Raw genomic sequence first — 14,074 nt, 5'->3', positions numbered from 1 at the left:
CTCAAAAAGGAGTTATCTGCCTGGCAAAAACAACGCAATCAAAGTCTATCAACAATTCAATGGAAATTCACAAAGCAAGATGCTGACCAAAAACTACAGAGACACTATACATGAAATTATTTATTGGAAATTATACTAGTATGCTTTATTTTCAATCAATTTCTCCAAAAACTCCCTCGGAAATATCGGAGGTTTTTCCGCAAGCCCTTGATGAAAGAGTACAGTCGAAGGCGTGAGTGCTGGAAGCGTATTCGCCTCAATCACAATGATATCGCCATTCTCTACATTCGCAAAAATATCAATTCGCGAATATCCCTGAATTCCCAAATTTTTTGCGACAATTTCAATCGATTTTTTTATTCTTTCCAATATTTTTGGCGCAATAATTTCTCGAGGAGGGGGAGTGATGTTAATCCCAGTTCCGCCCTGGAATTTTTCTTCAACAGAAAGTACCGCTCCTTCTGAGACGGTCATGCTTGGATTTAAAGAACGAAGTTTTCCTTTTTCTTCCAAGACACCGACGGTAAGCTCAATCCATCCTGTTTTTTTGATCCACTTGAGTTTATTTCCTTTGATGCGAATAGTGTCCGTTTCAATAAATTTTTCAAAAAGAAGTTTTTCTGTTCGTTCAAGCGGGAGTTCGATCGGATTTTGTTGCCCTGCGAATGTTTCGGGAGGAATTTCTGGAGCATTTTTGATGAGGAGCTTTGTGTATTTCTGAACATCTTCTCCATTTCTGAGTCGCACGATTCCAGAAGAACATCCTTCAGATTGCGGTTTCACAAGAATGTTCCTTGTTCCCAGAAAAATCGTGAGCTCTTTCCAAAATGCCACAAATTTTTCTTTTGAAAATTTCTGAAAATTCGAAAGCTGAACAGATTTTTTTAAAATAGTGAAAATTCCATGTGTTTCAAGTCTTTGCAATTTCTGAGCCGTTTCCCATTTATCCATACAGATTTTCGAACATATTGAATCCGGACCATTAAATTTAATGTTTTTTTGTTCGAGCATTTTTTGAAGAGTTCCATCTTCTCCAATCCCTCCGTGAAGTCCAATCATGAGAAACTTTGTATTTTCTAAAAATTTTTCCAGAGACATTTTTTCAGGGAGAAAAAATGGAGCAGTTATATCTCCGTCTTCCAAAGCGAGACGAAGTCGCACTTTTTCCTCCAAAAATCGGAGACGCTCTTCATCTGCCGCAGCATGTTCACAATTGAAGAAAATTTCCTCAGCAGTGTGGTTCAGCGTTAGTGCATAGGGGATTTTCCAAACGTTGTTCCGAATATCCAAAAAATATGGCTGCGGGAAGTACTTTTTTGATTTTCGAAGCTTCAGCCACGCATTTGTTCCGCTCATAAGTGAAACCTGTCTTTCTGCAGTTTTCCCTCCAAAAATTACTTTCACCTTTTTTTTTCTTTGAGTTTTTTTCTTTGAGTTTTGATCTTTGAACAGCACTCCTTGCCTCGCACACGCATGTTTCACGATGTATCTCAGGAGGTCTTCATGACTAAATCCGATGCGTGAAGATTGCTGAAAGAGGAAACTATTCTGCTCCATTCCACTCACTGGATTAAAATCAGAAAACCAAATATTTCCATCAGGAAGAACCCATCCATCAAATCGAGCACAGTCATTCATTCCAAATATCTGAAAAAGCTGTTCTGCCTGAACCTGAATTCGCTCGATAGTGGTATTGTCAAAACGCGGAGGGCAATGATATTTCACGCGATTTGTCGGGAGATATTTTTTTCGATAATCAAAAACCTGATGTTTCGAGTAGTCCATTTCAATTTCCGTGGGAAGAATTGCAACAGGCATTCCAAAACGATTTTGGAGAATAATAGTGGTAAATTCTCTTCCGATACAAAATGGTTCCACTACAACTCGTGTATCGATTCTTTTTGAAAACAGATATTCGGCTTTTTCCAGCGTTTCTGACACGGTGTTCACGGAAAAAACTCCAACGCTTGATCCGCCGCTTGCAGGTTTTACAATAGCGCGTTTTATTTTATGTTGAGCAAAAAATATGTTCAATATTTGCTTATGATCTTTGTGATAAATTTTGAGAACAGCAGAGGGAATTGTGAAAAATCCTTTTTCTCGAAGGAACTCATTCGCCAGATGTTTGTCAAAAGCATTTTTACACGCTGAAGAAGGGGAGCCGACGAATGGAATTTTATTTCTCTCCAAAAATCGCTGAATTTCTCCATCTTCTCCAAATGGACCGTGAATCACGGGAAATGTAATATCTGTACTCTTTAAAAGTTGTAAGAGTTGTTTTTTCGGAAGTGGTTTGGCGGTTTCTTGGAGTTTGAAGTCGAAATCCGATGGAGTGTTGGAATAGAGTTGCGCGGTGGAAATCTGATATGCATTTTTTTTGTGATCAAAATAAATGGGGACAATCTCAATTTCTTCACTCTCGAGATGATCGAGAACAGACCTCGCAGAATTGAGAGAAATTCCTCTTTCGAGAGACGGACCTCCACAAAGAAGTGCAATTTTCATGAGTTTTTGCAGAAAAAGAAATATCGATAATTCCTTTTCATAAAAAGGAAACATTGATATTGTCTCAAAATATTATTTGAATTTCAATGAATTTTTGCAGAAAACGTCATTCTGAGTGAGTCCGCTTTAGCGGAGAAGTCGAAGGATGACGATTGCTACAAGCCAAAAAACACTACTGCAAGTTTTGCGAATTCATTTTTGGTAATGAGATCATTCGGACGGAACGTTCCATCTCCGTATCCAGAAACAAGTCCCAAATTCACAGCACTTGAAATAAAAGGAGCAGACCAGTGTGTACTCGGAACATCGGGAAATGGAGATGTTGTCACTCCATCAATTCGTTTTCCAGCCGCTGTCATAAGAATTTTTGTAGACTCTGCCCGTGTGAGTGTATTTTCTCCACGAAATGTCCCATCGGGATACCCGGAAATCCATTTGAGGGCATACGCTGTTTTCAAATACACAGCATACCAATTTTCACTCGAAACATCAGAGAAGGGGAGTACACTTTGTCTCAAGTCGACTTTTGAAGCGAGAACCAAAATTTTCACCGCTTCTGACCTTTTTATTGCTTGGTCACCAGCAAAATCTTCTTCTGCACCAATAATCTTATTCTGGCGAAGCTTTTCTACGTATTCTGCTGCCCAATCACGAGGCGAGTCAGAGGGATTTATCGACAAACTATTTGGTCTGGATGAATCAACATTGGTACGTTTAACACATCGAGCGGAGAGATTTACTCCTCGCAATTGATCGGTCGGAACCCCATCTCGAAAATTTATGGCGTGTACATATTTTTCATTTCTCGTCTGGCTCGACCAATAGAGATAAGGGAACCATGGGTCATCTTCTCTGCACTTCCCCTGACTCGCAACACAAAAATTATTGGAAGAATATCCATCTTTATCCGCTCCAGAGCCGCGTAAATTCTGATATATATTAAAAAGCTCGTCTCCCATCGGAAGTTCCCAGCCCTGAGGGCAGCTTTTAAGCGCTGTATCCCAATCAAAAATTCCTGCATCTCTCTCTGCCATAATGAGCCCATTCTTTCCTGTCTCGGCAAGAATACCACCTCCGCATCTCGCTCCAATACTTTTTCCGTTGCAATCATCAACGGTGAGAGCGGCAACGTACTCCAAACTTTCTTTGGGGGTTCTTTGTATCAGAAGTATTCCGAGTAAGAGGACAATGACTGGAATGAGAATATACAGAATGTAATTTTTTTTCATAGAAATCAGCAAGAGGAAGATAACGCGGCTAGCATACAGGAGAAATTATAAATTTTAAATTCTAAATTTATAAAAAAGCCTTATCTTGGCGGCGACCTACTCTCCCGGGACCAAAGATCCAAGTACCATGGGCGCTGAAGGGCTTAACTGCTGAGTTCGGGATGGGATCAGGTGTACCCCCTTCGCAATAACCACCAAGATAAGACTTTTTTATTTAATTCTAAATTTTAGATTTTAAATTATTATATAAAAAATAAAATTTTGCATTTATTTTCCATCTAAAATCTAAAACTTAGAATCTAAAATTATTCTGTGATCTTCAGATTGCATATTCCTTGAGTTTCTCCTCATTCAAGAGAAAAGTTTTGCCTGTCATGCTCCAAGAATCTAACTCAAAATTTCCGAAGAAATCCTGAATGAACTCTTGGAGGCATCACGAATACGATACAATAAAGAACAATCGTCCATTAGTATGGCTCGGCTAAACACATCACTGTGCGTACACCTACCACCTATTAAGCTCCTCTTCTCGAAGCGGACTAATAGGGAAAATTAATCTCGAGATGGGTTTCCCGCTTAGATGCTTTCAGCGGTTATCCCTTCCGAACGTAGCTACTCGGCGATGCCCTTGACAGGTACAACCGACACACCAGAGGTTCGTCCATTCCGGTCCTCTCGTACTAGGAACAGATTCTCTCAATTTTCCAACGATCACGGCAGATAGGGGCCAAACTGTCTCACGACGTTCTGAACCCAACTCACGTACCGCTTTAAATGGCGAACAGCCATACCCTTGGGACCTTCTACAGCCCCAGGATGCGATGAGTCGACATCGAGGTGCCAAACCAGGTCGTCGATGTGAGCTCTTGGACCTGATCAGCCTGTTATCCCTAGCGTAACTTTTATCCGTTGAGCGATATCCCGTCCACATGGAGATACCGGATCACTTGCACCGACTTTCGTCTCTGCTCGGCTTGTGGGCCTCGCAGTCAGGCTGGCTTATGCGCATACACTTTCACCGCGATTTCCATCCGCGGCAAGCCAACCTTTGCACGCCTCCGTTACTTTTTAGGAGGCAACCGCCCCAGTTAAACTACCCACCAAACACTGTCCCCAACCCGGAATCAATTGTCAATTACGAATTACAAATTACGAATTAAAATTCATTCGTAAAAGTAAATTTTCATTGAAAACTGATTACGGGCTGGGTGAGAGGTAAAGTGCGTCAAGGGTGGTATTTCAAGGATGACTCCCTTCCAACTGGCGTCAGAAGTTCACAGTCTCCCACCTATCCTACACAAGACATACCTCACCCCAATGTCAAGCTATAGTAAAGCTGCATAGGGTCTTTCCGTCTAACCGTGATCAATCGGCATTTTTACCGATATTGCAATTTCACCGGGTCCAGCGTCGAGACAGTGCCTAGACCATTACCCCATTCGTGCGGGTCGGAACTTCATATGAGAAATCTGCCTTTCATCAAGCAGATGTTTGCGACCTCTTTCGAGGCTGATTAGACTATCTCTTCATCTTATCCAGAATCCTTAGAAGTTCTGTTTGCTTATATTTTCTTTTTCCTGATGGATTCATAGTATATGCTTTATTGATAATCTCTCGGAGATGATGAGGATTCAAATGTTTTGATTCCTTCATCAGTGAGCAGATAAAAGCAAATACAAAAAAATCAGATTTTTTTGTGGTTTTCAATTCATACTTTTCAAAGTGGGGAATAATTTTTTGAAGCAGATCATCCAGATCTCGAACTTCAAATTTATAATTCTGATCGCTTTTGGAAAAGCGAACACCACCACACTGGAAATATGAGCGAATTTCATCAAGTATTTTCCTGTTTCTCATGTGTTGAGAAATGGAAAAACTTGGACGAATTTCTATTCCTGTTTTGAACTTTGCTCTCTGGTTAAAAGAAACCAGAAAGCATCCTTCTCCATCTGAAAAACCAGTAATATAAGAAGCAAAATTCATAGATTCCTTTGTAAATAAGAGTTGGCGTATTGTCCGACGTTACGTCGTACCTCATCTTTCGAATCAGTCGTTACGGCTTCCCGCGCTGCGGGATTGCCTCGGGATTAGCATACCGTGATTCTTTTCTCAGAATCAAGGGTTAGCTTTCCCCGATATTAGCCAATGTACTGGTACGATATCACTATCGTACTCGGGCAATTTCCGACAATTTTACCCGACAAGGAATTTCGCTACCTTAGGACCGTTATAGTTACGGCCGCCGTTCACCAGGGCTTAGATTCAGAGCTTGCACTCATCCTCGTGACCTTCTGGCACTGGGCAGGGGTCAGCCCCTATACCTCCTCTTTCGGAGTTTGCAGAGACCTGTGTTTTTGGTAAACAGTCGCCTGGGCTCATTAGCTGCGCCCCGACCTCTTTTTTTAAGGAAGAGAGCGGGGAGTCCTTATCCCGAAGTTACGGACGCTATTTTGCCGAGTTCCTTAACGCTAGTTATCCCGAGCACCTGAGTCTACTCGACTCGACCACCTGAGTTGGTTTGCGGTACGGTCAGAAAAATTTCTCGAAAACGAAAATTTTCTCGTCCCCTTGGATCTTTAGACTCATTCAGACTCGCGTCCGAACATTTGGCATCATGTTTCGACTCAGCTTGCGGATTTGCCTACAAGCCTCAACGTCTACACACTTGCACCTGAATTCATTAACAGGCTCTAAATACCAAAAGGTGTCCTTCCGCTTCTCACGCCGAGAGCATCCATTGCTCCTCGATCCCGACTTGCGTCGGGACCTCAGATTAATTTCAACTCCCATTGTGTTTTGCGAAATTTTTCTGGTTCCGGAATATTAACCGGATGACCATCGACTACGTCTTTCGACCTCGTCTTAGGACCGACTAACCCCACGTCGATTACCGTTGCATGGGAAACCTTGGTCTTTCGGTGTGCATGTTTTTCGCATGCATTTTCGTTACTCATCTGAGCATTTTCACTTCCTGCCGCTCCATAAAACCTTTCGGTTCGACTTCAACGCAGACAGGAACGCTCTCCTACCACGTCCGCCAAAGGCGGACACTCGCATCTTCGGTTGTACATTTGAGCCCCGTTACATTTTCGGCGCAAAAGCGTTTGACCAGTGAGCTGTTACGCACTCTTTAAAGGAATGGCTGCTTCTAAGCCAACCTCCTGGCTGTTTAAACACTTTCACATCCTTTTCCACTAAACGTACATTAGGGACCTTAGATGGCGATCTGGGCTGTTCCCCTTTTGACGATGGCACTTAGCTGTCACCGTCTGACTCCCGAATGGTGCACTTTGGTATTTGAAGTTTGTTAAGGTTTGGTATCCTTTGTGGAGGACCCTAGTCTTGACAGAGCTCTACCCCCATAGTTTAACATTCGAGGCTAGCCCTAAAGCTATTTCGGAGAGAACCAGCTATCTCTGGGTTCGATTGGTTTTTCGCCCCTAACCACAGGTCATCCCAACATCTTGCTGCATGTTATGGTTCGGCCCTCCACATACTATTACGTATGCTTCAGCCTGCCCATGGTTAGCTCACCCAGTTTCGGGTCTAGTGCATGCGACTTGACGCGCTATTCACGCTCGCTTTCGCTACGGATCCAGGATATAACTCCCTTATCCTTGCCACATACATCTAACTCGCTCAGCCGTTCTACAAAAAGTACGCCGTCATCCGCCGAGGCGGACTCCGACTCTTTGTAAGCATATAATTTCAGGGTCTATTTCACTCCCCTTTCGGGGTTCTTTTCACCTTTCCCTCACGGTACTAGTACGCTATCGATCTCTTAGTCTGTTTAGCCTTGGAGGGTGGTCCCCCCAGATTCAGGCCGGATTACACGTGTCCGACCATACTCAGGAACACTCACTCCGTATTTTCGTATTTTACCTACAGGGCTATCACCTTCTATGGCGGTGCTTTCCAGCACTCTTTGACTATACGAATATACGAATTATAGAGGTCCTACAACACCCGCACCATTTTGTCTTCGACAAAATGGTATGTTAAATTTCAAATTTTAAATTTTAAAATAATTTCTAAATTCAAATGTTGAAACATTAAAAATTAGAAATTAAGATTTATTTAAAAATTTTACATTTAAAATTAAAAATTACATTTTGGTTTCGACGAAGTCGAAAACAAAATGGTGCGGGTTTGGGCTCGTCCCCGTTCGCTCGCCACTACTAGGGGAATCTCATATTTGATTTCTTTTCCACAGCTACTGAGATGTTTCACTTCGCTGTGTATCCTCACTTATGGCTTATATATTCGGCCATCTGTTCTTCGACATAACTCGAAGAGGGTTTCCCCATTCGGAGATCCTCGGGTCAATGCTCGCTTATCAACTCGCCGAGGCTTATCGCAGATTGCTACGTCCTTCATCGGAACTAAGAGTCAAGGCATCCATTACATGCCCGTTTTTTTCTTTGCTGTATCATACTTGATTGACAGACAAAGCTTTTCTCTCGACTCTGGAAGACCTTTTCTTCCAAGTGAGAGTGATGAGTTTTTTCTCAGGAATATATACAATTCTTGATCACATTACTAATGCCCATGATATTAAAGACCATGCGGCCCGAATTTTTCGAGCTCCGAAGAACAAAACGGATGTTTTGATTCTCGTGAAGCTCTAAAAATTTCCAAGGGACCAATTGTAGCTGGGAAATTCTACTCGCTTAGAAATGGAAGTCAAGAAAAATTCTTGGGAAAATTTTAATGAGAAAGGAGAGGAATTCAGCTCTCATTTTAAATTCAATTTGTTCCTCAACTACGCTCGGGAAATTCGACAAAATTTAAAATCCAATGAGCAACTTAATTCCCAGTATCCCACCAATAATTACAAAAACATTTTTAATAAATTTATTCCCCTTGTATATAGCATATTTTGAACCAACAAAACCACCAAGAATTGATCCAACTGTGGCAGGAACCATAATTGGGAAACTGTAAAATCCTTTTCCCATGAGAATTACTGTAGCAAACAGAACCCACGGAAACGCAATCGCGAAATAATATCCAAGCGCATCGATGAAATCAAAGCCACGAGTGTAAAAAGATATTATCGCAAATGCAATTCCGTTTCCTGCCCCAAAAATGCTTTCATAAAAACCGAGGAGTATTGAAAAAGGATACGCCATGAATTGCCTGTATTTCGAATGTCCTTTTTTTTCTTTTAATCCCAAATCTTTTTTAAAATATGTGTGTGTAACAAGGAGAAGAACAAAAGCGCCGATCATAATCTTTGCAAGACTTTGGTTTAAATTTAAAACGAGAAGTACTCCAAAATAGGATCCAAATAGTCCAATTCCTGAAAATAACACTATAAATCGCCAGTTAATTTTTCGATTCTTTAAATAGTTATACGCTGCTGGCAAAACCCAAAATGTAGCACTTAATTTTTGTGTTGCAGTAGCCAATGGGAAAGGAATTCCTAACCACAAAAATACCGGTAAAATAATCATCGAAGAACCACCGCCCGACATTGCGCTCAAGGCTGTCGCAACGAAAGTAGTTACGAGAATAAATATAAACTCCATAGAGAATTCAATAATGACCTGCCATCCGAAGCTTGCGATGTAAAATTTTCTCTTTTTACCATCCTTCGCAAGCAAAGGATGGTGGAGCATATCGGGTTCGAACCGATGACCTCCTCGGTGCAAGCGAGGCGCTCTAAGCCAACTGAGCTAATGCCCCAAAAATGGGAAGGAGAATTTAATGAGCTGGAGGATTGTAATAAAAAGCGGAGGAGAATTGCAAGGATTTTTTTAAACTTATACTCGACACCATTTTATTTTTTTTGCAATGGATTCGCTGTTGACATATTGAACAATTTTTTAGAACATCAAGAAAATTTTATTTCAATGTATGTCTTTACATAGCCCACATGATGCTGCTATATCCATTCTTTCTCGGAAGCCAGTATTTCAGCCAATAACACCTTTTCATATTCGAGAACAAATCTGGGATTTATTTTATGGTGATCAGGATGTTGCAGAGAAAATGTATCATCTCGTCACCACGAGTCATTCTCCTTGGAAAATTCGAGAAAGATTGTGGGCGTTTATGGCTTCCCAAGCAAAGGATTGTGACGATACTGCTTGTCCAGAAGAGAAAATATCAATTCAAGAGGTACAAACTCTCCTTCTGGAAAAATTGAAAGATGAAGGAAAGAAAGGATTTCATTTTGGTCTTATTGCTGATGGAAATAGGAGATGGGCAAAAGCAAATGGTCTTTTGAAAACGATAGGACATCAAGAAGGATTCAAAAGGATTAAAGACACAATTTTTTCCCTCATTGTCAAAATTCCGCAGATCACGGAATTCAGTATTTACCTTTTGTCTTGCAGTAATTTGGATTCTCGGGATAAAGATGAATTAGAAAATATTTATAAAATTCTACGAGATGGGCACAAGGATTTATTGGAATCTGCAAAAGAACACAAATTCAAATACAGACATGCTGGGGAAAAACAGCGGCTCCCCAAGGATATTCAAGATTTGCTCAGAGATTTAGAAACGCAAACAGAAGAAAATAATGGAATTATTATTCATCTGTGTATTAATTATGACAGCGAATTGGAGTATGGAAGAGCGGCACGAAAACTTGCCCTTTCAAAAAGTCATGAAGATATTGAAAAAATGAGTGACAGAGAATACGCTCGGGAAATTCAAAAAAGATCTTGGATAATAACTCCAATGGATGCGGCAATTCGAACAGGAGGGGATGACCGATTTTCGGGATTTCTAGGAAATAGACCTTGCGATGCAAATTGTCATCTTCTGAGCGAGAAAAAATGTTTGCCGGCGATCACAAAACAAGATCTGCTTGCGCAGATACACCGATTTGCGACCGGAGAGAGAAGGATGGGGAAGTGAACGATGGTTCCGAAATCTCTATTTTCGGGAAGAAAGAATTATTTTTGATACGAAAAATGCAATGATGTATGAAAGAAGCAAATAGCTCAGAACAACAACGAACCATCCAAAGATACTTGGCGAAGGAATGCAGATAAAGCCAACATCACATTGTTCAAATACCGGAAGATATGAGAGATTTGCAAGAATGAGTGGTGGATACACCAGATACATGACGAAACGAGACTCATTTCCGATCGCAATGCCGATTCCGAACAATAAGACAAAAAGAGAGAAAATAATTCCAAATATTTTCCACAAGAGTTGAGAAGGGAGGAAGAATGATTTCCAGTTCATAAGTTGTAGTATTTACATGGCTATCATATTTTTTCTCAAAAACCAAAGAGAAAAAGGAGTCCGATCCCACTCATTCCAGCTCCTAAATATCGAAGGAGCTCCAATGTGAATTCTGTCTTTCGAGCATAGTGACCAATAAGCACGCCCATGATGTGGAGCAATGTTGTTGAGAATACAAAGCCAATAGTGTAAAGTGCTGCGTTTGCAATGAGTGGCATTTCTTCACCATGGGAATGTCCATGAAATAAGGCAAATAAAGCAACGCAAATCATCGCCCAATTCACTGGTATCTTTTTTGATAAGACAATAAATACTCCAAAAACAAGTACAGATACAGTAATACCGGTTTCGGCGATTGGAAACTGAAATCCTTCAATCCCGAATAGCCCGCCTACAACCATAAAAGACACAAAAACTGTCGGCACTTTCCAAATTGCTTTTCCACCAATTTGAGTACTGATAATCCCCACCGCAACCATAGCGAGCAGATGATCTAATCCAAAAAAAGGATGAGTGATTCCGCTTTCAAGCCCATTACCGCCAATAAGGTGAGCATGGGCAGTCATGGGCATTGCAAAAAGCACGAATATAAATAGCGCGAGAATTTTTAAGTTTGATTTCATGTACGGTGAGATGAAAAAATGTAATTAGTACTTTCAACTTTTTATGGCGTTAGCTGACGGAGACTTTGTCGAGCAGAGGTATTATAAGCTATTCTATGATTTCACCGCTTTTTCCTTCGTCATAAATGCTCGAATATCATCAACTGTTCCCATGAATTGTGCTGGGAAGATGATGGTTGAATTTTTTTCTACGCTGATTTCCGCCATTGTTTGCAAATTTCGGAGCTGCAAGGCAATCGGATGCGCCGCCATAACATCGGCTGTTTCCGCCAGTTTTTGACTCGCGAGAAGTTCTCCTTCTGCCGCAATGACTTTCGCTCTCTTTTCTCTTTCCGCTTCTGCCTGTTTCGCCATCGCCCGCTGCATATTTTCCGGGAGCTCGATATCTTTGATTTCCACAACAGAAACAATTACGCCCCATGGTTCTGTGCGCTCGTCCAAGACAACGCGGATTTCTTTGTTGATTTCATCTCGTTCTGAAAGAACTTCATCCAATTGAAATCTGCCCACAATATTTCGCACTGTTGTTTGCGCAATTTGATTGATAGCACTCATCACGTTTTCGATAGCAACGATACTTTTCACCGCGTCCACCACTTGATAATACGCGACGGCTGAAATATCAACTGAAACATTATCCTTTGTAATAATTTTTTGCGCCGGAATTGGTAAAGTAATCGTTCGAAGATCAACTTTTGTCATCCGATCGATATAGGGAATTATCCAACTGAGTCCAGGATTTTTTGTCGAAATGATTCTCCCAAAACGAAACACGACGCCTTTCTCATATTGCTGGACGACGCGAAATCCCGGTAAAACAAGAAATATAAAAATGGGAACCAGGAATGGAAGAATTCCGGAAATAAATGTGTTCATGTTTTTGAGTTAAAAAATATTAAACAACAACGAGGAGAGCATAGAGTTTTCAGGAAAGTTGTAAAGTGGATTGAGGCAGCTCGCGTTATTCTCTCTTTTTGAACCAACCAATCAAAAATAAAATCATTTTTTCGATTGTTTTGGTGGACATTTGCTGGAACCATATGAGCAAAATACACAACAATCACCAGTTTGCGGCTTTAGCTCTTTGTGGCAATTGTTGCATGTATAAAAATACTGACATGCATCTCTTGGCATTGTTTCTTCTTTCTCGAAGCCACAATAAGGGCATTTGATTGTTGATTTTAGTTGCATAGTATGGAAAATGATTTATTTAAGCGAGCGAACCGGCTAACCAATGTTGTACGATGTTTTCTCAGAGTGCATTCTTTGTCGCGTAAGTAATATATATTGTTTCTCCATTGTAACGTTCTATTTTTGCATTACTCATCAATTGTCGCAAATCCTCCGGGATATTTTTCGTGTAATCCCAGCTTGCCCAATGCTTATATATATAGGCAATAATTGGATTAAAAATACTCCAAAAGCCAGATGGAAGTTCAGCGTCTAATATTGATATTATTTTGTTGTCCTTGAGAACATCGACGGCTTTTTTAATGGCTTCTTTATGCTCAGGGATTGCGCTCATACCTAATGTTGAAAGTACTCCATCTATTTTTGTATCCAGCGACAACTCTGCGGCATCCCCTTGTGTGAAAACTATATTATTCCATTTATTTTCTTTTGCCCTTTGTTTCGCGGCTGTAAGCATTTCATTCGAATAATCAAATGCAATAATTCTTCCGTCAGATCCGACAACATCCTCTAGGAATTTATGATTTAAGCCTGTGCCGCAAGCAAGGTCTAGTACTGTATCGCCTTGTTTCAGTTCCAGTTTTTCAACTGCCAACTTTCGGAGTTTCTTTTCTTGACCTAAAAATGTGATGATACAAGCAAATTTATAAAAAAATGGATGTTGTCCCCATACGCGATACGTTTTTTGAATGTCTTCAAGTGAATATTTCATATCTCGATTCCTACAAATAAGTGCTCTGATCATATCATGTATTGTATGAAAAAATATATCGGGATTTTCTTGCGTTCTCAAAAAAACACGATACAATTTCGCCATGATACACACGAAACGCGCATTGAAAATTTCCTCGGCATGGATAAGTATCGTCTATACTGTCTGCTACGCTGGGGTAGCAATCTATCCGCCGGTGAGAGAGTTATTTATGAAGTATTCTTTGCACGCGGATGTCGAGCTAACGTCTAACTATCTGAGTATTGGGTATTTCATTTCCGGATTAATTATTTGGAATGTCGTAACGGCACTTGGGGTTTTGCTTTTTGTGTATTTATTCAATAAAACAGAGTAAAAGCAATTTAGGAGGAATCATGGGGTCTGAGCCTCTCAGGGGCGAAGACTCAAGGAAACACTTCTTTCAATTGTAAACTTTTTATTATTTCTTTGTAAACCCCAAAAAACTTCTTGGAAAATTCAAGGATTATAAGCACCACCCCTAGAGGAGATCAGAAATGACTTCATTTGGAGTACGATATCGAAGTGATTTTCTTGGTCTGTCGTTGAGTTTTTCTTGTACTGCATAGATTTTTTCTTCTGATACTTTG

9 protein-coding genes, 1 tRNA gene and 2 rRNA genes are annotated in these 14,074 nt (G+C 40.6%); 1 reads left to right on the top strand and 11 read right to left on the bottom strand.

Annotation, left to right across the window (positions count from 1 at the left end):
- Positions 1-135: 135 nt before the first annotated feature.
- From HZA38_01015 to HZA38_00990, 6 genes are all read right to left on the bottom strand, one after another.
- The gene (locus tag HZA38_01015) at positions 136-2,505 is read right to left on the bottom strand and encodes a hypothetical protein (GenBank protein ID MBI5414077.1); all 2,370 of its coding nucleotides are present in this window, start codon (positions 2,503-2,505) and stop codon (positions 136-138) included.
- 155 nt (positions 2,506-2,660) lie between these two features.
- Positions 2,661-3,734, bottom strand: coding sequence for an S-layer homology domain-containing protein (locus HZA38_01010; protein ID MBI5414076.1), 1,074 nt, complete (start codon positions 3,732-3,734; stop codon positions 2,661-2,663).
- An 83-nt stretch (positions 3,735-3,817) separates the two neighbouring features.
- Positions 3,818-3,933, bottom strand: a 5S ribosomal RNA gene (rrf, locus tag HZA38_01005).
- A 249-nt stretch (positions 3,934-4,182) separates the two neighbouring features.
- Positions 4,183-8,156: ribosomal RNA gene (locus tag HZA38_01000) — 23S ribosomal RNA — on the bottom strand.
- A 365-nt stretch (positions 8,157-8,521) separates the two neighbouring features.
- Positions 8,522-9,265, bottom strand: a complete 744-nt coding sequence (locus HZA38_00995) for a sulfite exporter TauE/SafE family protein (GenBank protein MBI5414075.1) — start codon at positions 9,263-9,265, stop codon at positions 8,522-8,524.
- Between the two features lie 79 nt (positions 9,266-9,344).
- Positions 9,345-9,422 (bottom strand) — tRNA-Ala (locus HZA38_00990).
- A gap of 171 nt (positions 9,423-9,593) precedes the next feature.
- Here HZA38_00990 and HZA38_00985 point away from each other — a divergent pair.
- Positions 9,594-10,604 (top strand): undecaprenyl diphosphate synthase family protein, encoded by a 1,011-nt coding sequence (locus HZA38_00985; protein ID MBI5414074.1) that lies wholly within the window; start codon positions 9,594-9,596, stop codon positions 10,602-10,604.
- 18 nt (positions 10,605-10,622) lie between these two features.
- Here the strand turns inward: HZA38_00985 and HZA38_00980 are convergent, their stop codons facing one another.
- The 5 genes from HZA38_00980 to HZA38_00960 all read right to left on the bottom strand — a co-directional run.
- A complete protein-coding gene (locus HZA38_00980) occupies positions 10,623-10,940 on the bottom strand; it encodes a hypothetical protein (protein MBI5414073.1) in 318 nt (105 codons plus the stop codon).
- Positions 10,941-10,975: 35 nt separating this feature from the next.
- A complete protein-coding gene (locus tag HZA38_00975; protein ID MBI5414072.1) occupies positions 10,976-11,563 on the bottom strand; it encodes a HupE/UreJ family protein in 588 nt (195 codons plus the stop codon).
- A gap of 93 nt (positions 11,564-11,656) precedes the next feature.
- A complete protein-coding gene (locus HZA38_00970) occupies positions 11,657-12,439 on the bottom strand; it encodes a slipin family protein (GenBank protein ID MBI5414071.1) in 783 nt (260 codons plus the stop codon).
- A 376-nt stretch (positions 12,440-12,815) separates the two neighbouring features.
- Complete coding sequence (locus HZA38_00965) at positions 12,816-13,466, bottom strand: methyltransferase domain-containing protein (protein ID MBI5414070.1); 651 nt, start codon at positions 13,464-13,466, stop codon at positions 12,816-12,818.
- 499 nt (positions 13,467-13,965) lie between these two features.
- The coding region (locus tag HZA38_00960; protein ID MBI5414069.1) for an IS30 family transposase at positions 13,966-14,074 on the bottom strand (109 nt) is incomplete at its 5' end.

The organism is Candidatus Peregrinibacteria bacterium, from assembly GCA_016220175.1.
In the GTDB taxonomy this organism is placed as follows: Bacteria; Patescibacteriota; Gracilibacteria; order CAIRYL01; family CAIRYL01; genus JACRHZ01.
Note: the sequence above shows the minus strand (reverse complement) of the source record. Positions and strands in the feature narration are given on the sequence as shown.